The sequence below is a fragment of the Anaplasma ovis str. Haibei genome, from assembly GCF_002214625.1.
GTDB lineage: Bacteria > Pseudomonadota > Alphaproteobacteria > Rickettsiales > Anaplasmataceae > Anaplasma > Anaplasma ovis.
In genome coordinates this window covers 801,958-826,969 of sequence record NZ_CP015994.1, presented here as the reverse complement: position 1 = coordinate 826,969, position 25,012 = coordinate 801,958, and the positions used below count along the sequence as shown (strand labels likewise).

Here is a 25,012-nt window from a genome sequence, read left to right as displayed (position 1 = left end):
AGGTTACGAGCTCACTCCACCACGTCCCGGCTAGCCAGATTCTTTCGGGCTTTCTATGTAGAGAACATCTACCTTGTCTTGAAACATTGGGGACAAGACCACTGATTTTTTTGTGAATATATCCCCACCCACGCCGGTAATTATGTCGTACCAGGACTGCTCGCGTGATGGGCCTATACCAGCCACGTACAGCTCGTCTTCCGCTCTGGTTATGGCAACATACAGCAGCCTGAGATATTCGTTATATTCTTCTTGCCTTTTCAGCGTTTTCAGGTCCCTGCAACGTGCGTTTGTGTCGCCGGCACACCATATAGGTGTATTTTCGGCGTCAAAAATGAGCTGAAGCTCACACTTGGGAACGTTTGTTGTGTCCGGTAAGAACACGATGGGTGATTGCATGCCTTTTGCGCTGTGTACGGTCATGACCCTAACGACGTTCTCGGAGGTGCTTATGTCAATCTTAACCTCGGGGTTTGTGCTCTTTATCCAGTGAATGAAAGACTCTAACGTGTTTACGTTGTTGAGCCCAAACTTTATAAGCAGATTTATAAATTCATCTACTATTTCCGCTGACGCCTGGCTCGGGTTTTGCAATAGCTTTTCTCTGTGCTCCGATAGGACAAGGCAATATAAATCTAGCGGGGTACGGCCCTTGGAAATGCTGATCAGTGATGTTAGATAGTCTGTGATGTTGCTAAACTGAATGAACGTTTGTAGCTTACTCCACAGCGAAGCAGCGTCGGTGCGACTACGTGCTAGGTTTAAAAGGTCATGATCTGTCAGTCCGAATATGGGGGACTTAAGCAGCGCTGCGAGAGCCATGTCATTTTCAGGCAACAACAGGAATTCACCCAGGTTTACCAGGTCCTGAATTGCGACATAATCCATCATGTTGAACCTATCCCTGCCGGATACCGGGATTCCAACCTGCCTCAACTCCGCTATTATGTAATCAACCAAAATGGTTCTGCGACGCACCAGTATTAGTATGTCTCCCGCGCACACTGGGCGGCTTTTGGCAGCTAGCATCCTGCCGCTTTTAATCCACATGCTGATGGTCCCGGCTATTGTTTGTGCAAGCAGCAGTGCACCGAGAGCGTGTTGCGTGCCAGTGGCAATTTCTGGTTCATCCCATGCGTAAAGTTTCTTGCGCCTTTCGGTGTTTATCAATGGCCACACTTCAACATATCCGTGATCTGATGCGCGATACACCCCGTGTTTTATTTCTTGTGATTGAAAAGAGACCTGCTCTCTAAAAGCGTTGAAAATCCGGTCTACAAGACACAAAATAGGCCTGGCTGACCGGAATGACGTATGCAATTGTACCGTGAGCGTATCGTTACTTTGGGCGGAGAAATATTGGTGCATGCGGTGAAAATAATCTGGTCGAGCATTTTGGAACCCATATATAGATTGTTTTACATCCCCCACAACGAACAGTGTGCGCTTACTGTTGCTGCTTCCAAGTCCGGAAAAGAACTCACTGCACAGAGCAGCTACTATGTTCCACTGCTCGAGGCTATTGTCCTGAGATTCGTCTACCAATATATGGTCTATTTCGCTATCTAAGCGGAAGAGCACCCAGTCTTTGTAGTCTGGATGTAACATGAGATCAAGTGTAAGCCTGATGACGTCGTTGTAATCCAGGTATTTTGAGTGTTTCTTGTCTTGTTCGTACAGCGCTGCGCATTTCTGCGCAATCCGTGCCAGGTGAAACGTGCGTTTTGTTATCCGTTCTGTGTAGAATTGTTCTGCAAATTCCAGTAGCGCCTCCTGCTCGCACTCAATAACCCCGACAATGTTGGGAAATTGTTCCACAATGCCCTTGGTCGCTATGCCGGAGACGGATTTTTTGGTTAGAGATTGTAGGTCGATGAAAATCGACAAGTATTCCGCAACCTTCTCTGGAGACCTTTTTACGGAATTATTCCAGGCGCTCAGCCTCCTGCTGATTTTTTGGTCCCTTGTGCCGCCACGCTTCAAAGCATCTATCAATTGCACTGGGCACATAATTGTGTGTGGGTCAGCAACCGCAGGTTGCGGTGGTTCAACGGAGGCAATCTTGCGTTGCTTATTGATGATTTGATACACAAGGTTGTATAGCGTATCTTCTTTGAGCTCTATCGAAATTTCTGACAAGTCACGGTCAATGCCCCTATCCTCTCGCAGTAGCTGAGCAAAAATTTTTGGGTAAGACTCAGACAGTTCTCGCATTTCAAAGTCTGCCGAGACGCCTGTTTCCGCGGGGAATGACACTACCAAAGAGTGGCAAAAGCTGTGCACCGTTTGTATTTTTAGGATGGAAGGAACGTCAAAGAAAAGCTGTCGTGCCCTTATGTAGTGCTGATGGTCTATCCGTTGATAACATACTTCCTGAAGCCTACTGACTAGCTCGTCTTTGGGTAGAGCCAGCCATTCCGCCACTATGCCGTATATTCTCTCTCTTATTTCATGTACAGCAGCGTTTGTGAAAGTAAGGCACAGTATATTGCGCTGCCCAGATACCATCAGCCTTATTACTCTATGGACCAGTAACCCGGTTTTTCCAGTACCCGCAGATGCACTTATCCACACAAATTCCCGTTCCGGGTCGGTAGCATTTTGCTGCTGTATGTCAAGCTTAGAATTTTTCACTTGTTCTGTCTTTTTACTTTCTTAACCTTTATGTTAATGATTAAATCATACTTTAGTGGTAGAGCCTATTATGCGTGGAGTCTAGAGAGTAGCGGAACATGTGTGTTGTGAGGAGGGTTTTTTTGACCGGTGTCTTGTGCACTGTGTTTTGTGGCCAGGAATGCATTGCTAGCAGCTCTTCCAGTGGCGCATTAGACCTTCTTTTGGGAGAAGTGAGCAAGCGCGCGGAAACCATGGTGCCCAGCGTGGAATCAGGTATTGGCGGTGTTATGACATGGCGCAAAAGTGGTGATGACAAATCAGGGGAAAAACGCTCCCAGAAAGAGGTGAGTGTTGACGGCGCGCAGAAACAGGATAAGGGGGAGAAAAAGCCTCCAGCGCAAGGGGGCGAACCCGCTGGTGACGTGGCCGCTGCAACCAACACAGAACGTGTGCAGAATGGCAACCGTGACGAATCTGTAGGTGATGCTGCAAATTTACCGCAAGGCAAAGTCAGACATTGGCCACATCGCAGAGCAGCCCATCCGTACATAGAGACAGATGCATATAATAACAACAATACGCATCTACCACGGTTCTACCGCGCGGAAGATTACTATGCGCATGTATTCCATTGCGCCAAAATGAACAACATCACTGGGCTTCTGGCCGTTATCAATGAGCTGGCAGTGATGGGCAAAGACCAACAGTTTGTTATGGAAAAAATGCGCGCTGAAAATGGGGACAACCTGCTTATTCACGCAGTTAGGCATGGAGCCATAGATACTGTCAGATACCTGCTGTCAAATGGCGCTGATGTCGGAGTCAAGAACGATAAAGGAGAAACTCCGCTCAGTGTTGCGATTGATAAGGGCAGGGTGGACGTGATAAACGCAATAAGTGAAATGCAGGTTGGCTTCAGCGAAGAAGAACAAGAGGGATAGCTGCCCGTTCGTACTGCCCAACCGTAGGCGCGGGGGGGTTTGGTTCTGTTTTATATTGCTATTGTTAATCCTTGCATAAAGCTGTACTAGGGGGGTGTAATGCAAAAAGATACGGGAAAACATAATGGTATAGCATCGTCGTCCGTACGCAATATTGAGAACAAAAATCTGTTGTGTTTTAACGGATACAGCGTAATCGGTGCAATGCTGATTGGCCTGACCGGGCTTGGCATCGGCTGCCTGGTTAGCGATTTCTCGCTGCCGTTTTTGGGTGCCATGGGCATATTGGCTATAGTCGGGTCATTGTTGCCAAGTGGCTTCTTCATAAACGGGCCAAATGAAGCCAAAGTTGTGGAATTTTTTGGTGAGTACATCGGCACGTCTTTCGGCATGGGCCTGCGTTTCACTGTACCTTTCTCTACGAAGCGCAGCGTTTCTCTGAAAATCGAGAGCACGAACACCTCCGTGATGAAAGTTAACGATGCAGATGGGAATCCTATAGAGATAGCAGCTGCCGTGGTTTGGAGAATTGTATCTCCAGCTAAGGCGTGCTTTAACATAGAGAATTATCAGAGCTTCATTTCCGTGCAAGGAGAAACTGCCCTTAGAGAACTTGCTGGCAGCTATCCGTATGATTCCAATTCCACCGTGTCGCTGCGCCAGAATTCTACAGAGATTTCCCAAAAGCTTTGTGCAATCCTGCAAAGCAGAGTGGGTATTGTTGGTATCGAGGTGGAAGATGCGAGAATATCCCATCTAGCGTACTCTTCTGAGATAGCGCAAGTTATGCTAAGAAGGCAACAAGCGAAGGCGATTTCCGAAGCAAGAGTGTATATAGTGAAAAACGCGGTCAGCATGGTAGACGAGGTGCTTTCTCACCTCGAGGCTAAGCACGGGATTGACCTGACCGATGACCGCAAACTCAAATTTGTCAGCAATCTGCTGGTTGCGCTTGTCTCAGAAAGTGAAACGCAGCCCGTAATAAGTGTGGAATAAGACAAGCTCACGCACGAATTCTCTACTGGATGAACTGCTCTGAGACTTATAGTGAGTCATACCTAGCGTGTTAGAAATCCGCTGCGGAAGCCGCGAGTTTGCAATGTAAACTGCTGACCGATGGTTTTGGGTGATTAGTGCTCAGGGTATAACAAATTATCGCATTGCATCGTGTACAGATATGTGCTGTTACGTCCCACACTGTACAGCCCCAGTTCTACGTTGTGAGACCTGATATTCCCATGGTGCCAGCCAATACAGATAATGCCACTACAGCGCATTCCGAGCCTATAGATAATAATAACCTCGCAAGCTTTTTCGCACCCGGTCTCCCGCTCAGCAAAATACATACCAGATGAGTAACAGTTTTTGATCAGCCTGTACGGAAATATCCAATATAATTATATCATAACAGGCATACCGTAAAATCCCCGCTATTGGGAAGGAGGCTACTTTTTTGCTCATAATAAGGAGCAGAGAGACACCCTGGCGTGGCTTGATTTTTTGTTTTCCCTGGGTTTTGAATCGGTCGATCTTTCTCATCTAAGAGGATAAAAATGAACTCTGATTTATTAAACTTCTACAATTACTGTGGGGTGTACGACGGCCTTGCTACTGACCCACTCCACAATGTGGAAGATGAAGAAACGGTTGGTGAACAGAAACGTTACAGCTCACTTTGGGGTGCAGTTATACTTCAGGCCATGATAGATATTACATCTAACTATAAGCGAACAGAAAATAATATAGAAAAGGTGAAGGCCTTTAACTGGATCAATGATTTACACAGTGATTTTATAACTGTATGTCACTTTGCTGGCTACAATCCGGCCTATGTCAGAGACAAGATGAGGGACATAGTCTCTAAATCCCTGAGCAATAGGTAATTGTGTTGCCTGATGGTTATGCAACAAATTTCTTTCTCCTCAAATTTGAAAAACTGGGTTGCGCACGCTGCTCATGATGCGGTATATGGTTTGTGGTGCACGAGACGGATGTTGCACTATTGTGGGGAAGGGCATCTTGGGCCTGATTTTCCATGTAGTGCAGCGGTGATGGAATTTATCCCGTTTTTATGGCACTCTATGTTTGAGCGTAAAGCTCTCTGCCTCAGTTGCAAATTATATAATTCCCCCCGGTCTAACGGGGTTGTTGGTGAGTTTATGCTTGCTAGATATCACAGTATGGTCGATGCACGTGAGATAGTGCAGGATGACCTCCAGGTTGCTACGCTCAAGGAGCTGATGAAGTACAACCGAATTCCGCCGAAATGGTGGGAGTTTTGGCGCAGGCCAGGGTTTGCCGCAAAGAAGGGTGTATACATGCACGGGGACGTTGGCAGGGGGAAGTCCATGCTGGCGAATCTGTTTTACGAACATTCGGTAATCCAAAAGAAGAAAAAGGTACACTTCAACACCTTCATGAAGGATTTGCACGATCTGCTGCACCACATGCGTGTTGATAACTGGCAGCAGGACAGCCATTGCATATCTTTTGCCGTGAATACCATGCTACAAGGTGCGGAGCTCTTGTACTTAGATGAAGTGCAAGTCAACGATGTGTGCGAAGCTGTAGTGCTGCACAAAGTGTTTTCTGTGCTGTTCTCCAAAAACCTGGTAGTCATAATGACGTCCAACTATCCCCCACGTGGATTGTATGAAGGAGGGCTACGTCGTGAGCTCTTTCTGCCTGCTATATCTTTGCTTGAGCAACATATGCAAGTTGTGCCCATGCTTGGTAAGCTCGACTATAGGTCAATATGCGGACAAGATGCATGTAGATATTATGTGGGTAAGGGTGCGGACCAAAAATTGCACGCACACTTTGTGGCGCTTGTTGGTTCTGGCAAAGTTGAAAACGTGATGCTGACTGTTGGAAGCAGGAAGATCGAAGTAGGGAAGACCCGCAATACTGTTGCCTGGTTTAATTTTGAGGATCTGTGCGGCAACAAAAACCCTTTATGGGTTGCAGACTATAAGGAAATAGCCAAAAACTTCACTACCATATTCATCAAAGGCATTCCGGTATTTGACTTTTTTGCTCAAAACGAAATGCAGCGGTTCATAATGTTGGTGGATGAGCTATATGAGCGCAGGGTGCGCATATTTTGCTCGCTTGCTGCTAATATTAATGAACTACATGCAGGGCCCGAGTCAGTGGGCTTCAAACGCGCCGCGTCCCGGCTTGCTGAAATGGGGTCCGACATGTGGTGATACTAGCGCGCTCCTGCGTGAATTTCGCCCCGCATCTTTTTCCAGCATAGCCCATACTCGGCGCAGCACGGTGCCGCACTCGCATCTAGTGCGTACACCAGCTTGTATAGGCACTCAATGAACAGTGTGTTTGTCCTCAAGGTGGGTACCCGGAAATATTGCTGCTTTCCGGGCATTAGTGCCTTGTACTCTATATCGAGCTCTACCAGAGTTTCTGAGTGTTCGGATACAAAAGAGATTGGCACCACCACTACCGGGACACCATCGTCTTTCGCCCTTAGGATTTCGAGCTGCGTACTAGGCTCGAGCCATTTAGTAGGCCCCACTTTGCTCTGATAGCATATGGAGTAGTCCAGAGCTTGTATACCCAATCGCTCCACAATTGCGCAAACACTTTGCCGTATCTGTTCTTGGTATGGGTCCCCGCGCTCTACAATGCGTACGGGCAGCCCATGTGCGGAAAATAATATTCTCGGGCTACTGTGGGCCATAGCGGCCTTATTATACTCGCCCAATATCAGTTCGCAGTGTGCCGCTATGTAATCCGCGTGAGTGTGGTAGCAGCATATGATTCTGGTATCGGGCTCATAGCACGCTCTACGCGCGCTGTTATGCCAGTCTTCAATTGCGGACAGAGTTGTGGTGCTGGAATATTGCGGATACATAGGAAGCAGTACTACATGTTCAGGTTGATAATCACGAACGGCGTGCAGCGCTTCCCTGGACCCTGGTTTTGAGTGTCGCATGCAGACGAACACCTTGTATATCTTACCTTCTGCTGCGCAATTCAAGCGTTTTTCCAGGGCCGAAGCTTGGTGCTCTGTTTCCTCCAGTATGGCGGACTTTCCCCCCATTAGTGCGTAAATCTTCCTGGCCGACCTCGCTCTTAACTTAGAAATTAGCATGGCCACTAGCATCCTTAGCGGGTACGGTAGCTCTAGTATGCGTCGGTCACTAAACAGGCTGAACAGGAATTTCTCGACTTCGCACAGAGAGCTTGGTCCCCCAAGGTTTAGCAATACCACAGCCACTTTTTTGTTTGACACTCTACTCACGCTGTTTACGAAAATGCACTCGATTAAGACCAATACGCTGACAACTCAGATCCATGCCTTACCAACACAATCCATACGGGGTTACGCCAGACACCTGTAGCTGTACTTACCAGGGTAAAAATCACGGGTACCACTGAGGACTAGCCAACAGCTCTGTGAGGCGGACAAGCACAGCCAGCACATCACTACTGAGGGCTGCCCAGTAGCTGCTTGCTGCAACAGTGGCTGACCTTCCTACCCCAGTGGGGCTGCCATGACTCGGTGCTGAGCTTTTTCCGAGTTGTGCCGTGACTGCTAACACTAACCAAGCTCTGCAGCGGCGACATCGACATGATGAGGAGATGTCAGCCCCTCTACAGTTACTCCGTGCATTAGGGATGGTACTCCAGTAATCCCCATAGTGGCAATCCACGCGAGATCAAACAGAGCCGACTTTGCCAGGGAGCAAAACTTGCGCGCGGTGTCTGTTACCCTTGGAAACAGAACCGCAAACTGCGGGCTATGGCTAGGACGCTCGACACTACCGTGCGCAACGCGCCTTCTCACAGCATCGTAAACGTCATGAAGAAAGCCGGGGATCGCACATAGCAGCGCTATTGTCATCAACACAAGTGTAGAGACCAGCGTTACAGCTCGGAAGGGTATGAATAAAACGGCTAGCACGGCGGACTTTAAAAGCGACGCACCTGTAGCGCCAGCATTGGATGCGGGTTCTGGCCCACTGTGTATAGGATCTTCATGTTCATGCACAGTGACAACGTTCTGCGGGGGGGCCATTCTCGGGAAGGGGCTAGGCCCATACATAGGAGACTCCACTCTCGGGCATCCCTTTAATATTCCGGTAACCCTCACGAAGAGACACACTGCGAACATCGCTCCCCAGCACGCAAGCAAGCAGATCGCCAGGCTTATACTCCCGAACCAGTGGAGTAAAACACACAGCACTGGTACTAGAACAAACATCTCAGCTGCAGGCAGCATGCTCGCCTTCATGGCGGCAAGCGCGTTACGCATATTTCTTCTGTGCACTCTACGCGCACCAGGTTCTATAGAGCTGTGGCAGACACTTAGGAAGACACGTAATTGGATAGCAGACGCTGAGGCTATGAGAAACGACGACGCACCGGAAAAGCCGCACAGCAGGGACTCACACACCTGTCTGGACAGCACTTTCAGATGACTATGCGGCCCGCCACCGCTTTCCCCCGCGGCACCCCTGCCGCTTGGCTCGGAATTGCTACAACACCCCGGCATACGTCCTCCGCCCGTAAGATTGGGTTCAGTCTAGATCAAATACCCGGCACAGTCAACAGTTGGGCAGATTGTTTAGCCTCCCCGCCTGCGAACACGATGCCACAAGTGGAGACCTGCATTCAGCGCTTCCGCATGCTCTGAACGTACGCACACGGGTACGGCACACAACTACGGGCACGTACACCGGGTTTACGCATGCTGAGCCGGGCTGTAGCCTACCACCCCAACCAAGTGCAAGGCGAAACTACGGATTGTGTGACGGAGAAATCAGCCACGTTTTACAGCGCGCGGCACACCACCAGTAGTTACCACGTGCATGTAACTGCTTCAGCAGGTTCTGGCAGCACTCTCGGCCTCTGCGCTTTCCGTGTCTTGCGGTTCCTTCGCATGCGTGTCATTAACATACGCTAACAATTCCTTCGTCCGTGACAGGCTGTAGCGCAACAACCCCTCAAGGGAGCCTCTGAGGCGAACCTCCTTGCTGTGCATTGCCTTATACTCAGATAATTCTTCAGTAGCCTTGTTGAGCTCCCGTGTCAGTTCCTCGACTTTATCCTCAAGCTTCAATCCGGCCAGAAGCAACAGTAGGGTGTCAGAAGCTCTGCCTCTGCCTCCGCCAGATATCGCCTCCACCAACTTGCTCAGCCTACTGGCAAGCTCACCCAGGCGCTTCTCCTCGCTTGCCCCGCACGCGACTCTGTAAGTACTGCCGCGAATTGTAACATCAACGACACGAGAGCCAGCAGATATCTCTTCAATCACCTATCCCTCTCTACTATTCAAAATAGATTTCACCGCTTCTATCGAGGAATTCAGGCCGTCAACAATTTCGCTGCACGTCGCCTTCCAGTACGCACACTCTGCCTCACGTTGCAGCAACGCCTCCTCCAGCAGCTGCTTTTCCTCGGCCAGCTCGCTTACTCTTCTTTCAGACCCAGCTGCATCCGCACTGCCCTCAGTGCCTAGCCTGCGCGCCAGAGAATTCTCCAATTCATCAAACGCCCTGCGCAGATCCCCCGCGTAGTCCGCATCCTCCGACTTAACAACCATAGGACGATGAACAAAGACCCAAAGACGCAAGTTATTACAGATAACCAAAACATGCAAACTTTTTGTTATCGTCAACCCGGAACTGCAGGACAAGTTTGAAGAATTTCAAATAAATGTGCCAAACTTGTCCTAGGCCACGCAATGCAGGCCTATTCCTCGGCTGTGCTAACGGCCGTCAACAGCTTTAACGAGCTTCTCACTGGGGCGGAAGTACACCCTTTTGTAAGTTGACTTTGGAAGCCTGGAGTTTAAGCTGTGGTCCTTCAACACGTAATGTCTGGTGGAGAATGCACCGAACCCCCTAAGCTCGACTCTGCACCCGCTACTTACACAGCTTACTATGGAGGCAAAAAATATACCCACAATCTGTGAAACCACGGCTTCACCCAGTGAGGGATTCTTTCTTGCAACGCGCTGAATTAGATCAGACTTGAGGGACATATAGTGTTCATCCGAAAAGCAATACGTGCAAGTACTGTATAGCAGAGGAAAAAAACGCTGGCAAACCAGAATCAATGCGCTGGTAGTCCACATCCTTGACGACGCGCACATCCACGTCTCGCTGCGTCTTCAGCCACTCTAAAGCTTCCTTCTCCCCTCCTATGGCATCTATCAGCCCAACTTGTAGGGCTTGGGTACCGGTGTATATCCTACCGTCAGAGACTGCAGAGATCTTATCAGGGGTGAACCCTCGCCTCTCGGCCACCAGGCCAGTAAAGAAGACATGAAAATCGTCCACCACCTCTTGTATTACACTCTCCCCTTCGGGTGACAACTCCTCCAGAGGAGACATATTAGACTTCAACGGAGAAGTCTTAATAGACTTTAGTGCAATGCCCAACTTTCCGGCTACCTCAGCCACGCCGATGTACTGCGAGATCACACCTATGGACCCGGTTATGGTACCATGGCGTGCGACCACGTGGTCAGCCGCTATGGCGGCCATGTACCCACCTGAAGCAGCTATGTTCCCAAGTACCGCAACTACAGGCTTCCTCAGGGCTATCTCTCTTATCTGTTGATACAAAGCCTCACTATCACCTACAGTGCCACCTGGGCTATCTATCCTGAGAACTAATGCCTTTACAGAGTCACTCTCCGCTAACCGAGTAAGCATAGCCTCCCTGGCCCTGCTACGACCAATCTCGCCACTGATTCTTACTCTCGCAACGTAGTCGTGAGTCCTCCTCAAGGTTTTTATAACCCTCGAGTAATCTACTTGCCCCACAACCAACAGCAGCAAACACACAGAGAGAAAGAAAGAAGCCCTCCACCACAGAACCTTGGAATGTAACGCCTCCATCTTCAGCAAGTGATCAAGCACGTGCAACCCCTACCTCAGCGATAAGACAAGACTGTAAGACCCAATCGTTAAAACCTCAGCTTCTACCCTGTCACCAGGAAAGAACTTCTTGTTCTCGGGCAGGTACTCTTGCTTCACCAATACGTTGAAGCTCTCTGACCCCTCGAACACGTCAACCAACACACCCATGTCCTCAAGAACCTTTGACACGGTGACAACAATGCGTTCGCCAATCCCGACTCTCTTGAGCAAATCAAGGAAAGGATCCCGCTCAATCTGCTTAACCCCTAGATCTATTTTGTTCTTGTTTGTGGCAACCATCAATATTTTAGCTTTCACAAGGTCTCCAACGTTGTACTTCTTCAACGCTGCTTCGGGGGAGCTACTCCAACTCAGCTCGGTGGAGCGAATCAGCCCTTCAATGCCTGACCCTGAAGTGTCATCCTCAAACGAAACAAACATGCCCAAGCTGCTTATGCTCTTCACTCTGGTCTCAACAATTGACCCGACGGGATACTTTTCTATAAACGCCTCCCACGGGTTCTCCTTACACCTCTTTATACTCAAACTCATGCGGTTTTTGGCTGCGTCTAGGCTGAGGACTTTTGCTTCAACCTCCTCACCACGCATGAAGGTTTGGTTTACAGGCAGGTGGCTCCTCACCCAACTTACCTCAGATACGTGTATCAGCCCCTCTACCCCGGTTTCTAGCTCCACGAAGATCCCATAATCCTCTATGCTTGTGACTATACCCTTATGGATACTGTCCACAGGATATCTCTCCTCCACGTTTGCCCAGGGGCTCTCCTCCAACTGCTTAACTCCCAGAGAGATTTTACGGTTTTCCCTGTCAATCCTGATTATCTTTGCGCGCACTGTCTGCCCACAAGAAAACACGGCCGACGGGTGGCTCACACGGCTCCAGGAGATATCTGTTATGTGCAACAGCCCATCTACGACCCCTACGGACGGAGATTCGTGTATGCCTATGAACACGCCATACTTGGTTATGCTCTTGACCTTACCCTCTATTATGCTGCCTTCCTCCAACTGGCTTAGGAAAGAATCCTTAGCGTCTGCAAGCGACTCTTCCAGCACTGCCTTCCGAGAAACAACGATGTTCCCCTGCTTCTTGTCCATCTTGAGAATGCGGAACTGCTGCTTTTTACCCAACAAAGGGGTAATGTCTTTGACCTGGCGCAGCCCAACATGGCTTGCGGGCAGAAAGGCGACAACGCCCCCGACATCTACGGTGTACCCACACCTGATGGAACCAAATATAACCCCCTCTACGTCAGTCTTCTCTTCCGCAGCCTTCTCGAGCTTTTGCCACAATTCATCCCTTATTGCCTTCTCTCGGCTCAGGACCACACTTCCACTTCTGCCCTCGATCTTCTCCAGGCATAGCTTGACCTTGGAACCAACCTCAACGTCCTGTCCGCCATCACCAAGCTCAAACTCCCTAAGGGAGACCACACCCTCGGACTTCAGCCCTGCGTCGACGGTTATATACCCACCATCCATACAGATCACTGTGCCCTCTATTATCTCACCCTCCTTTGGCCCCTTATCCAGGAGCTCAGACAGAGCGTCAGAAAGGTCAGCATCACCGGACTCTATATCCTCAAAGCCATGGCTCACAAATCTGTTGGAATACATCCTGTTTATGCTACCAGAAGCACTGCCCTGCACACCCGTACCTGACGACATACACTAAGCCCGCAAACAACGAAAAGAAAACAACGAGTGGCAATGATATACCGTTCACGCAGTTTTACAAGAACGTTTTTATTTTTTCCACCAATTCCCGTAGGGCAGCAGCCTTTTGCATGTGCGAATTGTTCAGATATATAGCATCCTCAGTGCGCACCAATGGGGCAGAACTTCTGCAGGTATCCCTGATGTCCCTGTGCAGCAGGTGGAAGAGCACGGTTTTGTACATTGCCTTACGGTTAGAACCGCACAGCTGCCTAAAGCGCCTTCGTGCCCTAACTGACGCATATGCACTAACGAAGATCTTCACATCGGCATCTGGGCACACGACGGAAGCTATATCCCTCCCGTCTACAACAGCGCCCTGTGGGGCATTGAGCACAAACTGCCGCTGTATTGGCAGCAACGCGGACCTAACCTGGCTATTTCTCGCGAGTATCGATGCCATCCTTCCAACGTGTTCGCTATAGTACCCTGGGTCGTCATTATTCAGTGCTGCTAGCATTTCTTCTTCTTCCTCTGTGTTCAGCCGAATTTCCTCGTGGCTGCGGGCCTGTGAGTATTTGTGCGGGAATTTGACTGCGAAGACCCTGTACAACTTTCCGGTGTCCAAGTGTTGCATGCGCAAAACGTTGGCTAGTTCCTTGGCGAGCGTGCCCTTTCCTGAAGACGATGGCCCGTCTATGGCTATAACCAAGCGCTTGCTGCGCTGCTGGTTGCTAGGGGTATTAGTCACGAACGTTTCCGTGTAGCTGCAGATAACTCGAGTATAGCGCTATTGCGGCCGCATTGGATACATTCAGGCTATCAATCCTTGCTGACATCGGGATCTTGACTAGATGATCACAATGCTCCCTTGTCAACCTCCTTATGCCCTTTCCCTCTGAGCCCAGTATTATGGCTCTGCGCTCACAAAAACTAATTTCGTGCAAGGCCTTATCCCCGCCCGCATCCATGCCGTAGCACCAGTATCCATGCTGCTTCAAGTATTCCATCGTTTTGACCAGATTGCCCACTTGCACTACAGGGACAATATCTGCGGCTCCGCTGGAAGCTTTCGTAATTACGCAGCTTTCGGAGGGAGAATGATGTTCCGGTAGAATGACCGCATCCACATCAAAACAAGCGGCTGACCTTACTATTGCGCCCACGTTATTGATGTCTGTAACCCTATCTAGGAGGACTACGGTAGAAGTATTGGAAAGGTGGGCCGACACTATATCTTCCACCCTGAGCTTGCTACCGTCGTGCCCGGAGAGCCTACCAACCCTGAGCGCAATTCCCTGATGCGCCATTCCACTGTGGCCCCAAATCTTGCTGATTTCCCCCGCCGCAACCCTTCTTGGGTGTACGCCTTTGCTCTGTGCCATACGCGCAACTTCTGGGTACTTCTTCAGGAACTCTCCGGTAACTAGCATATCTCTACACACCCTATTTGGGTTCTGGAGAGCAGAAATGCACACGTGCCTACCGCATATCCACATGCATCCCTCATGATTTCTGGTGCGACCCATAACTCTGTTGTTGCAAAGCCTAAAAATTTTGCTAACGTATGCAGTGACGTATTGTAGGGTTTAATTTTTCTGAATCAACTCTAGAATCGCAGTTGGTTTTTTTGGTATTGCTTTTGTGAATTATATGCTATTACAGGGGCGTCGCTTTTTTGCTGAGTCTCAGGGGAGGGGTGGCCGAGTGGTCAAAGGCAGCAGACTGTAAATCTGCCCACTTATGTGTACGTAGGTTCAAATCCTACCTCCTCCACGGCTGTTGCGGGTATAACTCAGTGGTAGAGTAGCAGCCTTCCAAGCTGCCCGCGTGGGTTCGATTCCCATTACCCGCTCTTTGAAAGGTATCTTGTCGCTGTAATGTGTTGTTTTGGGGTAATTTTATGACAGAAGGGAGAAAGCCGCACATAAACGTAGGTACGATAGGGCATGTTGACCACGGGAAGACCACGTTAACGGCTGCGCTTACTACGGTATTGACAAGGAGGCTTAGCGGAGCGAACAAGGTAGTAAAGTACGATGAGATAGACAAGGCTCCTGAGGAGAGGGCGCGTGGCATTACGATTTCTACAGCGCACGTAGAGTATGAGACGGAGGGCAGGCACTACGCTCATGTGGACTGTCCTGGGCATGCGGACTACATAAAGAACATGATAACGGGTGCTGCACAGATGGACGTAGCGATACTAGTTGTTTCTGCGACTGACGGTGCCATGCCACAGACTCGGGAGCACATACTACTAGCCAAGCAGGTAGGAGTGAAAGACATAGTCACATGGATAAACAAGTGTGACGTAGTAGAAGATGAGGAGATGCTATCGATAGTTGAGATGGAGGTTAGGGAGCTTCTGAGCAACTATGGGTATGACGGTGATGGGGTTGACGTAGTTAGGGGTTCTGCGGTAAAGGCGTTAGAGGAGAGTTCTGACGGTCCGTGGAGTGAGAAGATCATGGAGCTGGTAGGGGCGTTAGAGAAGATAGAGCTTCCGGTTAGAGAGAAAGACAAGCCATTTTTGATGTCGGTTGAAGATGTGTTCTCGATACCTGGCCGTGGCACGGTAGTTACGGGAAGGATTGAGAGAGGAGTGATCAAGGTAGGGGACAAGGTAGACATTGTAGGTCTCAGGGATCTACAGAGCACGGTATGCACTGGGGTTGAGATGTTCCACAAGGCTCTAGAGACAGGTGAAGCTGGGGACAACGCTGGCATACTACTCAGGGGCATCAAGAAGGAAGATGTGGAGCGAGGCCAGGTATTGAGTGCGCCAGGTCAGATACGTTCATACAAGGCGTTCAAGGCAGAGGTATACATTCTAAAGAAGGAGGAAGGTGGGAGGCACACTCCGTTTTTCTCCAACTACCAGCCTCAGTTCTATGTCCGCACCACAGATGTTACTGGCAGCATAAAGCTGCCCAGTGGGGTTGAGATGGTGATGCCTGGTGATAATCTGAGTATTGAGGTAGCTCTGGACAAACCAGTTGCTCTCGATAAGGGATTGAGATTTGCGGTTAGAGAAGGTGGAAGAACCGTGGGCTCCGGTATCATAACTGAGATTTTGGAGTAGCGGTTTATGGTAACGCAGAAGATATACATTGAACTCAAGGCGTTTGACCATTGCCTGCTCGATAGGTCTGCCCGCAGCATAATTCTGATTGCAAGGAGAAGTGGCGCCAAAGTTAATGGTCCCGTGTTTTTTCCTCGCAGGATTGCGAAATTCATTGTTAATCGCTCGACCCATGTTGATAAGAAGTCTAGGGAACAGTTCGAGATCAGGACGCACAAAAGGTTGATTAGCCTACCGAAGGCTAATTCCGCCATACTTCAGGCCCTAATGAGTCTTCAGCTTCCAGCTGGTGTTGATGTCAAAGTCAAGGTCGTAGGAGGGTAACGTGGCGACTGGAAGCAGGGTTGGTTTGTTGATGAAGAAAGTTGGCAGCACTGCAGTGTTTGGGGATGCGGGTGCTAGGGTTCCTGTGACCTTGCTGCTGTTGGAGGACACTTTCGTTGTTGACGTGAAAAGTCGTGATGTGCACGGGTATAACGCGGTTGTGCTTGGTGTGCGTCGGCCTGGGCGCTTAAACAAGCCGCAGGTATGTGCGCTTAGGAAGAAGGGAGTAGACGTTGATTGTCACCTGTTTGAGTCCCGTGTAGATACAGTGGATGGTGTTGAACTTGGTGGCAAGGTTCTGGTAGACCATTTTTTCCGGGGGCAGTTTGTGGATGTGGCTGGACGCTCGATAGGTAGAGGTTTTGCCGGTGTTATGAAGAGGCACAATTTTGGTGGGCTGCATGCGTCTCACGGTGTTTCCATATCTCACAGGTCGCAAGGGTCAACGGGGCAGTGCCAAGATCCCGGTAGGGTTTTTAAGGGCAAGAAGATGGCCGGGCACATGGGTCACACCATGTCGGTTATGCAGAATCTTAAGGTGGTACTCGTAGATTCCGAAAGATCTCTGCTTGTTGTTGAGGGCACCAACGTCCCCGGGCCTTGCGGCTCTTACGTTCTGGTGAGAGATGCTGTGAAAAAGCCCGTGCCGAGAGAAGGTAGAATTGTAGCTACCGAGTCTTCTGTGGGCGCTGCTGGTTGAGAAAGTGAGAGGCGTTCATGGAAGTTAATGTGGTTAACATCAAGAATGAGGTGGTTGGCAAGGTGCAGCTCAGCGCCGAGGTGTTTGGTGTGCAGCTCAGGCGTGATGTGCTAAGAGATGTGGTGGCCTGGCAGCTTGCCAAGAGGCGTGCTGGTACGCACAAGACTAGGTGTATATCTGATGTTTCTGGTACTACGGCGAAGCCTTATAGGCAGAAGCACACCGGTAGAGCTAGGCAAGGTAGTTTACGCAGCCCACAATTCCGGGGGGGTGCAGTGGTGTTTGGCCCCGTGAATAGGAGCCATGCGTACTCTCTGAACAAGAAAGTACGCAGGTTGGGGCTAAAGGTTGCGCTGTCTATGAAGGTTTCTGACAGCAAACTTGTGGTGCTGGATGACTCGGGTTTGCTTTTGGAAAAAACCGCAGATGCGCGTGCTACTTTTGGTAATTTCGGTGCGTATGGGTCTTATTTGGTAGTTGCTGAGACATATGAGGATAAAGTCGCATGCGCATGTAGGAATCTTCCGAACGTTGACCTACTGAAGTACGCTGGCATAAATGTCCTTGATATATTGCGGCATGATTGCGTGATTCTGACCGTCGGCACAGTTAAGTGTCTTGAGAGTAGGTTGTGTAATGGATAGCTTTTCGGTAATTTCTTCTCCTGTGGTTACGGAGAAGTCGGTTTCATTAGGTGAGGGACACAGCAGGTATGCGGTGTACGTGGCTGTTGGTGCTACCAAGCCCCAGGTCAAGCGCGCTATAAAGCTGCTGTGTGGGGACCTCCCCACCGATGTATGCTCGCTTAGGGTCAAGGGTAAAAGGAAGCGTTGTAAGGGCATTCCTGGAAGAAGGAAAGACAGGAAAAAGGTGTACTTTTCTCTGCCAAAGGGCAAGGAGTTTAAGGTTGTGGGGGCGAAATGAGTCTTAAAGTTCTAAACCCCATTACTCCGTCCCTTAGGGGAACTGTTATGGTTAACAGAGCTGCACTGTGGAGTGGCAAGCCCGAGAAGTCTCTGGTTGTTGGTAGGGCCTCCAGTGGAGGTAGGAATGCACATGGAGTTGTCACTGTGCGCCACCGTGGAGGTGGGCACAAGCGGCTGCGTAGAGTGGTAGATCTCAAGAGGAACAAGGATGGTATACAGGCTGTTGTGCAGCGGTTGGAATATGATCCAAACCGTACTGCCTTTTTGGCCCTGGTCCGATATGAAGACGGGGAGTTGTCTTACATCCTGGCTCCCGATGGGCTGAAGGCCTCGGACGTCGTTGTTTCCGGTGCTGGGTCAGACGTGCTTCCCGGGAATTGTTTGCAGCTAAGCTCAATACCTGCTGGGACCTTTGTACACAATGTGGAGCTCAGGCCGGGTGGTGGCGGCATTATAGCTCGGGCAGCCGGTAGCTATGCTCAGGTCATGGGTAGGGACGGCGCGTATGTCCTGTTGAGGCTCGGTTCCGGAGAGGTGAGGAAGATTCTGGCGTTATGCAGGGCAACTGTGGGTGTTGTTTCAAATTTGAACAATCAAAACATAAAGCTAGGCAAGGCCGGCAGAAGTAGGTGGCTTGGTTTCAGGCCTGCGGTTCGTGGTGTTGCCATGAACCCCGTAGACCACCCGCATGGTGGCGGGGAAGGTAAAACTTCTGGTGGTAGGAACTCTGTTACCCCATGGGGTGTGCCAACTAAGGGTAAGAAGACTCGGAAGCGTGGCAAGCATAGCGATAAATACATAAAAGTTTCGTCTGTCAGGAAGAGGTAGTTTGTATGTCTCGATCGGTTAAAAAGCCTCCTTTCTGTGCCCCTCATGTGCTGCGCCTTGCAAATAGGGCGATTGCATCCAACAGGAGTGTGATCATAAACATACACTCAAGGTCTTCGGTGATCCTGCACAAGTTTATAGGGCTGACTTTTGGGGTTCACAATGGAAGGACCTACGTACCCGTGAAGGTAACTGACAACATAGTAGGGCGCAAATTTGGCGAGTTTTCCCCTACCAGGAGATTTCTGGGGCATGCGGGTGACAAGAAAGTGTCCAGGAAGGGTTAGTTTATGACTACTATTATCAGTGCTAGGGTGTCGGGTCTCAAGTCTACGCCTTCTAAGTTGAATCTGGTTGCGGACCTGATAAGGGGTCAGGACGTGTCTACGGCTGTTATGCACCTGAAGTTTTGCAAGAAAAAGGCTGCGCTCTTTGTTGGGAAGGTGCTCAGGTCCGCTGTGGCTAATGCTCAGGCTAACTACGACGTTGACCTGGACAGTTTGTACGTGAAGGAAGTTTTGGTTGGTAAGTCTTTCACTCTGCGTAGGGTTCGGCCCAGAGCGCGGGGCAAAGCATGCAGAATCAGAAAACGGTACGGAAGCGTTGTAATTAGATTGTTGAAAAGGTAACTTATGGGGCAAAAGTCTAATCCTATTGGATTAAGGTTAGGGATAGTTGGGACTTGGGATTCGCTGTGGTATGCTAACGGGGGGTATGCGTCCAAGCTACACGAGGACCTTCTTCTGCGCAATTTTGTCAAAAAGACTTTTCACCATGCTGCGGTTAGTAGGGTTGTCATTGCCAGGAAGGTCGATGCTGTGATAATAAACATACACTCCGCGCGTCCTGGTGTCATAATTGGTAAGAAAGGCACTGATATAGACAGGGTCAAGCAGAGAATTGCCCAGATGGTCAATCACGATGTTGAGCTACATATAGTGGAGGTTAAGAAGCCTGATCTAAAAGCCGCTCTGATAGCTGAGAACATAGCGCAGCAGTTGGAGAAAAGGGTATCGTTCAGGAGGGCTATGAAGCGGGGTGTTCAGAACTGCTTGAAGCTTGGTGCCAGAGGGGTTAAGGTCAGTTGTTCCGGGCGGCTAGGTGGAGCAGAGATCGCGAGGACAGAGTGGTATAAAGAAGGCAGCGTGCCTCTACACACTTTCAGGGCTAACATAGACTATAGCTGCGCTGAAGCTAAGACCATATATGGGATTGTTGGTGTGAAGGTCTGGGTCCATGTGGGCGATTCTAGGACTGGTGTTGAGTGAGATATTATTATGTTGTTTGTGCCGAAAAAAACCAAGTACTCTAAGAGCTTTAAAGGGCGCATAAAGGGTCAAACAAAGGGCGGTAGCGAATTGGCCTTTGGTTCATGCGGGCTTAAAGCGTTGGAGCCGTGCAGGCTGACTTCTAAGCAAATTGAGTCGGCTAGGCGCAGTATATCGAGGAGTCTTAGACGCGTGGGAAAGGTGTGGATAAGGGTGTTCTGTCACCTCCCGGTGAGCAAGAAACCTGTTGATGTCCGTATGGGTAAGGGCAAAGGCAGCATAGAAATGTGGGTGTGTAGGGTGCAACCGGGCAGGGTGTTGTTTGAAATAGGTGGGGTTTCGCCCATCTTGGCTAGGGAGGCCCTTAGGAAGGCGAGTGCCAAGTTGCCCGTGAAGTGTAGTTATGTTGAAGATGGGTTGAGGTAAGTTAGTTATGGGTTCTTCTGTAGACATGAAGGGGAAGTCTTCTAAAGAGCTGCGCGAGGAGCTGGCGTCCCTGCGTAGGGATTTGGTTGCCCAGGTGTTTGAGAGTAAGGGAGGTGCGTCTACCAGCAGTGCCAAACGTAGCGCAATTAAGAAGGAGATAGCCAGAGTGCTTACCACGCTGAGTTGGAGAAGAGTGAGAGGGGATGATGTCTAAGGGAGTCCTAGTGGGTGTCGTCACGGATGCTAGGCGAGATAAGACAGTGAAAGTCTCAGTCTACCGCATGGTGCACCACAAAGTGTACAAGAAGATCGTCAAAAAATGCAGAATCTACTCTGTGCACGACGAGCACAATAGGTGTAAACGTGGCGATGTGGTCAAGATAAGAGAGCACATTCCCGTATCTGCTACCAAGAGATGGATTGTGGTGGATAGTTGAGGTAACTCTGTATGATACAAAAAAACGCGATCTTGGATGTAGCAGATAATTCAGGTGCCCGCAAGGTGCTGTGTATAGGGTTCTTGGGCGGAAAGAAACGCGCCGTGGTTGGGGATGTTATTGTTGTATCTGCTAGGGTTGTTGCTCCTAGGGGGAAGGTGAATAAAGGTAAGGTGTATAAGGCCGTTGTTGTGAGGACCAAGGGCCCGATCCGTCGTTTGGATGGAAGCATTATCAGGTTTTCTAGTAATGCTGTTGTGTTGGTGAACGACCAAGGCGACCCTCTAGGTACGAGGGTCTTCGGCCCTGTCAGGAAGCTGCCTGTTGGTGAGTTCACCAAGGTTATGTCCTTGGCTGTGGAGGTTTTGTGATGGCTAAGATTGTTAGCGGGGATGATGTGATTGTTATAGCCGGAGGCGATAAGGGCAAGATCGGCAAGGTTGTAAAGGTTCTAAGGAAAGGGGGGCGTGTGATGGCCAAGGTGGCCGGAGTTGCTCTATGCCGGAAGAGTGTTAAGCCCTCTAAGGATAGGGAAGGTGGTATTTTCAGCGTGGAAAGGTTTATAGACATTTCCAATATTGCTTTGTTTGATAATGAGGCCGGTGTGCGCACCAGGGTGGGCTACAAGTTTGTGGACGGAAAGAAGGTGCGGTATCTTAAGGGTTCTGGCCGTGTGTTGGATTAGGTTTGTATGCTAGGAAGTTTGTGTAAGGAGGCTGTGGCGCGGTCTCTTATGAGTAAGCTGGGTCGCAGTAGTGTCATGCAGGTGCCCAAAGTAGTGAAGGTCTGCCTGAACATGGGTATCGGTATTGGAGCAATGGATAGCAAGGTTATGGATTCGTGTAGCAGGGATCTTGCCTTGATATCGGCGCAGAAACCCGTGGTAACTCGTGCGCGGCGGTCTATCGCCGGGTTTAAGATACGCAAGGGGTTTCCCATAGGTTGTATGGTTACCCTGAGAGGTAGGAAAATGTATGAGTTTTTGGACAGGCTGATTAACATAGCGCTCCCGCGTGAGCGGGATTTCAAGGGGTTGTCTATGTCGCAGTTTGATGGTCATGGGAACATATCTTTCGGGGTGAAAGAGCACATATCTTTTCTTGAGGTAGACTACGACAAGATAGACAAGGTACGTGGTTTTGATGTGAGCGTGGTTACCACTGCGAAGAGCGATCATGATGCTAAGGCTTTGCTTACCGAGCTCGGTTTTCCTTTTGTGAATTAGTTGGGGGTGTAGTGTCTAGAAAATCTGTAGTGCAGCGGAATCTGAAACGCGTTGCTATCTCTGCACGGTTGTCGGAGAAGAGGCGTGCTCTGGTACGTATCATCAAGGATGAGAGCTTGCCTATGCAGGAGAGATTTGCCGCTCAGGTGAAGCTCTCTAAAATGCCTAGGGATTCTTCTTACATTAGGATTAGGAACAGGTGTCTCATCACCGGTAGGCCCCGCGGTTACTACAGGAAGTTTATGGTGTCCCGCATAGTGCTGCGCCAGCTTGGTTCGGTAGGGCAGATGCCCGGCTTGACGAAGTCGAGTTGGTAAGTAGAAGGAGGTTGGCTGTGTCGTTATCCGATCCGATTGCTGATTTTTTGACCCGCCTGCGTAATGGGCAGGCAGGCATGAACAAGGTAGTTTTTGTGCCCCATTCTAAGGTAGTTAAATCCATATTGGATATCCTGCTTGCAGAGGGTTACATAGAGGGCTTCACTGAGGAGTCTAAGAGCTCAGGGATAAAGTACTTTAGGGTGTGTCTCAAGTACTACAATTGTGCTCCGGTCATTAAGAAGATAGTGCGCGTTTCGCGCCCAGGTAAGAGGGTGTATTCCTCTGCAGACAAGCTGCCGAAGTTTTACAACGGTCTTGGTGTGTACATAGTGTCGACATCGCAGGGAGTGATGTTAGATTACAGGGCACGTAAGCTCGGCATTGGCGGGGAGATTTTGTGCGGTGTTTTTTAGGAGAGTTTGCTGTGTCTAGAGTTGGGGCTATGCCCATAGAGGTTCCTGAAGGTGTGAAAGTGGATGTGTGTGATGGTAGTTCTGTCACTGTAGTTGGTAAGGATGGGACATCCTCCTCCTTCCCTTTATGCCATGGCATACGAGCTGTACTTGATGGCGGTACCCTGCTGCTTGTGAATGAGCGTCAATCATCTCCCAGGGCGAAGGTGATGTGGGGCTCCTATAGGAGTAGTATAAGCAATGCTATAAAAGGGCTATCCAAAGGGTTTTCCGTGGAACTTGAAGTGAATGGTGTTGGGTACAGAGTTGTGTGTGACAACAAGTGCCTTTCTATGTTTGTGGGGTTCAGCCACGGGGTGAGATATGTAATTCCGGAGGGAATAGAAATCAAATGCCCGAAGCCCACGCAGCTTGTGATTAAAGGCTCCGACAAGGTCAAGGTACACATGGTGGCGGCTGATATCTGCTCGATTAGGCGGTATGATCCCTACAAGGGTAAGGGTATATTCGTCAAAGGGGAATACGTGTACCGAAAGGAAGTGAGTAAGAAGAAATAGGGTGGGCTGGCTATGTCGTTGTGTGATTTAAAAAGGGCTATAAGGCGCAAGAGGCGAGTTAGGCTAAAGCTCAGGTCGCTGTCAAACATTAGGCTTTCCGTGTTCAAGTCTAACAGGCACTTTTATGCCCAGCTTATAGATGATGAGAAAGGTGCAACTTTAGCGGCCGCTTCCACACTTGAGCCCGATGTTTTGGCTGTGGCCAAAAGGCGGGTAAACTCAGAAGCCGCTAGAACGGTCGCAAGGTTGTTTGCCGGTCGCCTAGATGGCTTGGATGTCAGCTACCGCAAGTTCGTGCTTGATCGTGGTTCATGCAGGTACATAGGTGTGGTTGCTGCATTTGCGGATGAGTTGAGAGGTCTTGGTTTTGAGTTTTAGGTTGTTCTGATGAGTGTTGATAAAAAGCCGCGCGCTGCGCACGATTCGCATGATTTGTCGGAGTTGTTAGTGTCTGTGCGCAGGGTCTCTAAGGTTGTTAAAGGTGGTAGAAGATTTTCCTTCTCTGTACTTGTTGTAGTAGGTGATGAGAAAGGCAGAGTAGGCTGCGGCATGGGTAAGCACGCGGAAGTTTCTGAAGCCAAAATCAAAGCGGTGAATGCGGCAAAAAAGAGTATGATCAGAGTTTATCTCCGCGAGTCAAGAACACTGCACCATGATGTAGAAGCGAAATTCTGCGCGAGTAGAGTTGTTCTCAGATCTGCCAGGGTTGGCACCGGAATTATTGCCGGCGGTTCGGTGAGAGCGGTGTTTGAGGTGTTGGGTGTGCAGGATGTTGTTGCAAAAATTATTGGATCCTCTAACCCGCATAGCGTGATTTATGCCGTATTCGCCGCATTTAAAAATATGCTATCCCCCAAGCAAGTTGCAGGTAAGAGGAGCCGTAAGGTCGGTGAAGTGATAGAGAATAGGTGATAGGTCTTTTGCTATGAAATTGAACGAATTATTTGCTGGATTGTCCAGACGTAGGAGGCCTAAAGTTCTGGGCAGAGGCCTGGGGTGCGGTAAGGGTAAGACCTCTGGTAGGGGGCATAAGGGCCAGAAGGCTAGGTCGGGGTGCGCCGTCAATGGGTTTGAGGGGGGTCAGCAGCCCATATTTACCCGTCTTCCCAAGAGAGGGTTCAGGTCCATGTCCCGAGTTGAGTACGAAATAGTGAATATCGGTGCCCTGCAAAAGCTGATTAGCGAGAAGAAGATTGTTGACGCTTCAAATATCAGCAAAGAGCTGATGGCAGAGTTGGGTATTATACCTTCGCCGATGAGTAAGGTGAAGGTTCTCGGCAAGGGCGCGCTCAAGGCGAAGGTGGGGGTAAGTTATGATGCGGTGTCGAAGGCTGCTGGGAAGAAAGTCTACTTACCGAAGGGTTGAGATTCTTAAGG

General features: G+C 49.7%; 35 protein-coding genes and 2 tRNA genes. 27 read left to right on the top strand and 10 right to left on the bottom strand.

Annotated features, from left to right (window positions below):
* Nucleotides 1-30 precede the first annotated feature (30 nt).
* On the bottom strand, nt 31-2,634 hold the full coding sequence (locus tag AOV_RS03445) for a UvrD-helicase domain-containing protein (protein ID WP_075139144.1): 2,604 nt from the start codon (nt 2,632-2,634) through the stop codon (nt 31-33).
* A gap of 122 nt (nt 2,635-2,756) precedes the next feature.
* Here AOV_RS03445 and ankB point away from each other — a divergent pair, with 122 nt between their 5' ends.
* The 4 genes from ankB to zapE all read left to right on the top strand — a co-directional run bounded on the left by ankB (nt 2,757) and on the right by zapE (nt 6,766).
* Nucleotides 2,757-3,557, top strand: a complete 801-nt coding sequence (gene ankB / locus AOV_RS03440) for an ankyrin repeat domain-containing protein AnkB (RefSeq protein ID WP_233497109.1) — start codon at nt 2,757-2,759, stop codon at nt 3,555-3,557.
* 99 nt (nt 3,558-3,656) lie between these two features.
* Nucleotides 3,657-4,553 carry an SPFH domain-containing protein gene (locus tag AOV_RS03435; protein WP_075139142.1) on the top strand — a complete coding sequence of 299 codons (897 nt, stop codon included), beginning with the start codon at nt 3,657-3,659 and terminating at the stop codon, nt 4,551-4,553.
* 557 nt (nt 4,554-5,110) lie between these two features.
* Complete coding sequence (locus tag AOV_RS03420) at nt 5,111-5,440, top strand: hypothetical protein (protein WP_075139140.1); 330 nt, start codon at nt 5,111-5,113, stop codon at nt 5,438-5,440.
* Between the two features lie 276 nt (nt 5,441-5,716).
* Nucleotides 5,717-6,766: a cell division protein ZapE gene (gene zapE / locus AOV_RS03415; protein ID WP_075139514.1), complete on the top strand. Its 1,050-nt coding sequence runs from the start codon at nt 5,717-5,719 to the stop codon at nt 6,764-6,766.
* Nucleotides 6,767-6,768: 2 nt separating this feature from the next.
* On the opposite strand, the gene hemH is transcribed toward zapE, so the two are convergent.
* From hemH to rlmB, 9 genes are all read right to left on the bottom strand, one after another.
* Nucleotides 6,769-7,821, bottom strand: a complete 1,053-nt coding sequence (gene hemH, locus AOV_RS03410; RefSeq protein WP_075139139.1) for a ferrochelatase — start codon at nt 7,819-7,821, stop codon at nt 6,769-6,771.
* A gap of 300 nt (nt 7,822-8,121) precedes the next feature.
* Nucleotides 8,122-9,075 (bottom strand): hypothetical protein, encoded by a 954-nt coding sequence (locus AOV_RS03405; RefSeq protein ID WP_075139138.1) that lies wholly within the window; start codon nt 9,073-9,075, stop codon nt 8,122-8,124.
* Between the two features lie 327 nt (nt 9,076-9,402).
* Nucleotides 9,403-9,837 (bottom strand): cell division protein ZapA, encoded by a 435-nt coding sequence (gene zapA / locus AOV_RS03400; RefSeq protein ID WP_075139137.1) that lies wholly within the window; start codon nt 9,835-9,837, stop codon nt 9,403-9,405.
* Nucleotides 9,838-10,125: a DUF4164 domain-containing protein gene (locus AOV_RS03395; RefSeq protein WP_075139136.1), complete on the bottom strand. Its 288-nt coding sequence runs from the start codon at nt 10,123-10,125 to the stop codon at nt 9,838-9,840.
* 165 nt (nt 10,126-10,290) lie between these two features.
* Nucleotides 10,291-10,566: an HU family DNA-binding protein gene (locus AOV_RS03390; protein ID WP_075139135.1), complete on the bottom strand. Its 276-nt coding sequence runs from the start codon at nt 10,564-10,566 to the stop codon at nt 10,291-10,293.
* 7 nt (nt 10,567-10,573) lie between these two features.
* A complete protein-coding gene (gene sppA / locus AOV_RS03385; RefSeq protein WP_075139134.1) occupies nt 10,574-11,449 on the bottom strand; it encodes a signal peptide peptidase SppA in 876 nt (291 codons plus the stop codon).
* A 9-nt stretch (nt 11,450-11,458) separates the two neighbouring features.
* Nucleotides 11,459-13,138, bottom strand: coding sequence for a 30S ribosomal protein S1 (locus AOV_RS03380; protein ID WP_075139133.1), 1,680 nt, complete (start codon nt 13,136-13,138; stop codon nt 11,459-11,461).
* A 64-nt stretch (nt 13,139-13,202) separates the two neighbouring features.
* On the bottom strand, nt 13,203-13,877 hold the full coding sequence (cmk, locus tag AOV_RS03375) for a (d)CMP kinase (protein WP_075139132.1): 675 nt from the start codon (nt 13,875-13,877) through the stop codon (nt 13,203-13,205).
* On the bottom strand, nt 13,870-14,655 hold the full coding sequence (rlmB, locus tag AOV_RS03370; RefSeq protein WP_075139131.1) for a 23S rRNA (guanosine(2251)-2'-O)-methyltransferase RlmB: 786 nt from the start codon (nt 14,653-14,655) through the stop codon (nt 13,870-13,872). Before rlmB ends, cmk begins: the two co-directional genes overlap by 8 nt.
* A gap of 164 nt (nt 14,656-14,819) precedes the next feature.
* On the opposite strand from rlmB, the gene AOV_RS03365 reads away from it, so the two are divergent.
* The 23 genes from AOV_RS03365 to rplO all read left to right on the top strand — a co-directional run bounded on the left by AOV_RS03365 (nt 14,820) and on the right by rplO (nt 25,001).
* Nucleotides 14,820-14,902: transfer RNA gene (locus AOV_RS03365), tRNA-Tyr, on the top strand.
* 8 nt (nt 14,903-14,910) lie between these two features.
* Nucleotides 14,911-14,981 (top strand) — tRNA-Gly (locus tag AOV_RS03360).
* Nucleotides 14,982-15,029: 48 nt separating this feature from the next.
* The gene (gene tuf / locus AOV_RS03355; RefSeq protein ID WP_011114180.1) at nt 15,030-16,211 is read left to right on the top strand and encodes an elongation factor Tu; all 1,182 of its coding nucleotides are present in this window, start codon (nt 15,030-15,032) and stop codon (nt 16,209-16,211) included.
* Between the two features lie 6 nt (nt 16,212-16,217).
* Nucleotides 16,218-16,535: a 30S ribosomal protein S10 gene (gene rpsJ / locus AOV_RS03350; RefSeq protein ID WP_075139130.1), complete on the top strand. Its 318-nt coding sequence runs from the start codon at nt 16,218-16,220 to the stop codon at nt 16,533-16,535.
* 1 nt (nt 16,536) lies between these two features.
* Complete coding sequence (gene rplC / locus AOV_RS03345; protein WP_075139129.1) at nt 16,537-17,235, top strand: 50S ribosomal protein L3; 699 nt, start codon at nt 16,537-16,539, stop codon at nt 17,233-17,235.
* A gap of 17 nt (nt 17,236-17,252) precedes the next feature.
* Nucleotides 17,253-17,879, top strand: coding sequence for a 50S ribosomal protein L4 (gene rplD, locus AOV_RS03340; RefSeq protein WP_075139128.1), 627 nt, complete (start codon nt 17,253-17,255; stop codon nt 17,877-17,879).
* Nucleotides 17,872-18,159, top strand: coding sequence for a 50S ribosomal protein L23 (locus AOV_RS03335; protein ID WP_075139127.1), 288 nt, complete (start codon nt 17,872-17,874; stop codon nt 18,157-18,159). The genes rplD and AOV_RS03335 overlap by 8 nt, the downstream gene beginning before the upstream one ends.
* Entirely contained in the window at nt 18,156-18,989 is an 834-nt protein-coding gene (gene rplB, locus AOV_RS03330; RefSeq protein WP_075139126.1) for a 50S ribosomal protein L2, read from the top strand. Before AOV_RS03335 ends, rplB begins: the two co-directional genes overlap by 4 nt.
* 5 nt (nt 18,990-18,994) lie before the next feature.
* On the top strand, nt 18,995-19,276 hold the full coding sequence (gene rpsS / locus AOV_RS03325; protein WP_075139125.1) for a 30S ribosomal protein S19: 282 nt from the start codon (nt 18,995-18,997) through the stop codon (nt 19,274-19,276).
* A gap of 3 nt (nt 19,277-19,279) precedes the next feature.
* On the top strand, nt 19,280-19,618 hold the full coding sequence (rplV, locus tag AOV_RS03320; protein ID WP_075139124.1) for a 50S ribosomal protein L22: 339 nt from the start codon (nt 19,280-19,282) through the stop codon (nt 19,616-19,618).
* A gap of 3 nt (nt 19,619-19,621) precedes the next feature.
* Entirely contained in the window at nt 19,622-20,257 is a 636-nt protein-coding gene (gene rpsC, locus AOV_RS03315; protein WP_075139123.1) for a 30S ribosomal protein S3, read from the top strand.
* Between the two features lie 12 nt (nt 20,258-20,269).
* Complete coding sequence (gene rplP / locus AOV_RS03310) at nt 20,270-20,683, top strand: 50S ribosomal protein L16 (RefSeq protein WP_075139513.1); 414 nt, start codon at nt 20,270-20,272, stop codon at nt 20,681-20,683.
* Nucleotides 20,684-20,690: 7 nt separating this feature from the next.
* The gene (gene rpmC, locus AOV_RS03305) at nt 20,691-20,897 is read left to right on the top strand and encodes a 50S ribosomal protein L29 (protein WP_075139122.1); all 207 of its coding nucleotides are present in this window, start codon (nt 20,691-20,693) and stop codon (nt 20,895-20,897) included.
* Nucleotides 20,887-21,120 carry a 30S ribosomal protein S17 gene (gene rpsQ, locus AOV_RS03300; protein WP_011114489.1) on the top strand — a complete coding sequence of 78 codons (234 nt, stop codon included), beginning with the start codon at nt 20,887-20,889 and terminating at the stop codon, nt 21,118-21,120. The genes rpmC and rpsQ overlap by 11 nt, the downstream gene beginning before the upstream one ends.
* An 11-nt stretch (nt 21,121-21,131) precedes the next feature.
* Nucleotides 21,132-21,491, top strand: coding sequence for a 50S ribosomal protein L14 (gene rplN, locus AOV_RS03295; RefSeq protein WP_075139121.1), 360 nt, complete (start codon nt 21,132-21,134; stop codon nt 21,489-21,491).
* Nucleotides 21,491-21,805, top strand: a complete 315-nt coding sequence (gene rplX / locus AOV_RS03290) for a 50S ribosomal protein L24 (RefSeq protein ID WP_075139120.1) — start codon at nt 21,491-21,493, stop codon at nt 21,803-21,805. The genes rplN and rplX overlap by 1 nt, the downstream gene beginning before the upstream one ends.
* Nucleotides 21,806-21,811: 6 nt before the next feature.
* Nucleotides 21,812-22,345 carry a 50S ribosomal protein L5 gene (gene rplE, locus AOV_RS03285; RefSeq protein WP_075139119.1) on the top strand — a complete coding sequence of 178 codons (534 nt, stop codon included), beginning with the start codon at nt 21,812-21,814 and terminating at the stop codon, nt 22,343-22,345.
* 11 nt (nt 22,346-22,356) lie between these two features.
* On the top strand, nt 22,357-22,662 hold the full coding sequence (rpsN, locus tag AOV_RS03280; RefSeq protein ID WP_075139118.1) for a 30S ribosomal protein S14: 306 nt from the start codon (nt 22,357-22,359) through the stop codon (nt 22,660-22,662).
* A gap of 17 nt (nt 22,663-22,679) precedes the next feature.
* Nucleotides 22,680-23,078: a 30S ribosomal protein S8 gene (gene rpsH, locus AOV_RS03275; protein WP_075139512.1), complete on the top strand. Its 399-nt coding sequence runs from the start codon at nt 22,680-22,682 to the stop codon at nt 23,076-23,078.
* Between the two features lie 11 nt (nt 23,079-23,089).
* Entirely contained in the window at nt 23,090-23,635 is a 546-nt protein-coding gene (rplF, locus tag AOV_RS03270) for a 50S ribosomal protein L6 (protein ID WP_075139511.1), read from the top strand.
* Nucleotides 23,636-23,647: 12 nt separating this feature from the next.
* The gene (gene rplR / locus AOV_RS03265; protein WP_075139117.1) at nt 23,648-24,013 is read left to right on the top strand and encodes a 50S ribosomal protein L18; all 366 of its coding nucleotides are present in this window, start codon (nt 23,648-23,650) and stop codon (nt 24,011-24,013) included.
* Between the two features lie 9 nt (nt 24,014-24,022).
* Nucleotides 24,023-24,547, top strand: a complete 525-nt coding sequence (rpsE, locus tag AOV_RS03260) for a 30S ribosomal protein S5 (protein WP_010265253.1) — start codon at nt 24,023-24,025, stop codon at nt 24,545-24,547.
* A gap of 13 nt (nt 24,548-24,560) precedes the next feature.
* Nucleotides 24,561-25,001, top strand: coding sequence for a 50S ribosomal protein L15 (gene rplO, locus AOV_RS03255; RefSeq protein ID WP_075139116.1), 441 nt, complete (start codon nt 24,561-24,563; stop codon nt 24,999-25,001).
* Nucleotides 25,002-25,012: the final 11 nt, after the last annotated feature.

Excerpts from the sequence above, each read along its gene's own strand:
- zapE (WP_075139514.1), top strand. The coding sequence starts at position 5,717 with ATGCTTGCTAGATATCACAGTATGGTCGATGCACGTGAGATAGTGCAG.
- rplE (WP_075139119.1), top strand. The coding sequence starts at position 21,812 with ATGCTAGGAAGTTTGTGTAAGGAGGCTGTGGCGCGGTCTCTTATGAGT.
- rlmB (WP_075139131.1), bottom strand. The coding sequence starts at position 14,655 with ATGGGTCGCACCAGAAATCATGAGGGATGCATGTGGATATGCGGTAGG.
- AOV_RS03380 (WP_075139133.1), bottom strand. The coding sequence starts at position 13,138 with ATGTCGTCAGGTACGGGTGTGCAGGGCAGTGCTTCTGGTAGCATAAAC.
- rplV (WP_075139124.1), top strand. The coding sequence starts at position 19,280 with ATGACTACTATTATCAGTGCTAGGGTGTCGGGTCTCAAGTCTACGCCT.
- rpsS (WP_075139125.1), top strand. The coding sequence starts at position 18,995 with ATGTCTCGATCGGTTAAAAAGCCTCCTTTCTGTGCCCCTCATGTGCTG.
- AOV_RS03335 (WP_075139127.1), top strand. The coding sequence starts at position 17,872 with ATGGATAGCTTTTCGGTAATTTCTTCTCCTGTGGTTACGGAGAAGTCG.
- rplD (WP_075139128.1), top strand. The coding sequence starts at position 17,253 with ATGGAAGTTAATGTGGTTAACATCAAGAATGAGGTGGTTGGCAAGGTG.
- rplO (WP_075139116.1), top strand. The coding sequence starts at position 24,561 with ATGAAATTGAACGAATTATTTGCTGGATTGTCCAGACGTAGGAGGCCT.
- rplR (WP_075139117.1), top strand. The coding sequence starts at position 23,648 with ATGTCGTTGTGTGATTTAAAAAGGGCTATAAGGCGCAAGAGGCGAGTT.
- rplX (WP_075139120.1), top strand. The coding sequence starts at position 21,491 with ATGGCTAAGATTGTTAGCGGGGATGATGTGATTGTTATAGCCGGAGGC.
- AOV_RS03435 (WP_075139142.1), top strand. The coding sequence starts at position 3,657 with ATGCAAAAAGATACGGGAAAACATAATGGTATAGCATCGTCGTCCGTA.
- rpsE (WP_010265253.1), top strand. The coding sequence starts at position 24,023 with ATGAGTGTTGATAAAAAGCCGCGCGCTGCGCACGATTCGCATGATTTG.
- rplN (WP_075139121.1), top strand. The coding sequence starts at position 21,132 with ATGATACAAAAAAACGCGATCTTGGATGTAGCAGATAATTCAGGTGCC.
- rpsQ (WP_011114489.1), top strand. The coding sequence starts at position 20,887 with ATGATGTCTAAGGGAGTCCTAGTGGGTGTCGTCACGGATGCTAGGCGA.
- AOV_RS03420 (WP_075139140.1), top strand. The coding sequence starts at position 5,111 with ATGAACTCTGATTTATTAAACTTCTACAATTACTGTGGGGTGTACGAC.
- tuf (WP_011114180.1), top strand. The coding sequence starts at position 15,030 with ATGACAGAAGGGAGAAAGCCGCACATAAACGTAGGTACGATAGGGCAT.
- rpsJ (WP_075139130.1), top strand. The coding sequence starts at position 16,218 with ATGGTAACGCAGAAGATATACATTGAACTCAAGGCGTTTGACCATTGC.
- rplB (WP_075139126.1), top strand. The coding sequence starts at position 18,156 with ATGAGTCTTAAAGTTCTAAACCCCATTACTCCGTCCCTTAGGGGAACT.
- AOV_RS03390 (WP_075139135.1), bottom strand. The coding sequence starts at position 10,566 with ATGTCCCTCAAGTCTGATCTAATTCAGCGCGTTGCAAGAAAGAATCCC.
- AOV_RS03395 (WP_075139136.1), bottom strand. The coding sequence starts at position 10,125 with ATGGTTGTTAAGTCGGAGGATGCGGACTACGCGGGGGATCTGCGCAGG.
- AOV_RS03405 (WP_075139138.1), bottom strand. The coding sequence starts at position 9,075 with ATGCCGGGGTGTTGTAGCAATTCCGAGCCAAGCGGCAGGGGTGCCGCG.
- rpsC (WP_075139123.1), top strand. The coding sequence starts at position 19,622 with ATGGGGCAAAAGTCTAATCCTATTGGATTAAGGTTAGGGATAGTTGGG.
- rpmC (WP_075139122.1), top strand. The coding sequence starts at position 20,691 with ATGGGTTCTTCTGTAGACATGAAGGGGAAGTCTTCTAAAGAGCTGCGC.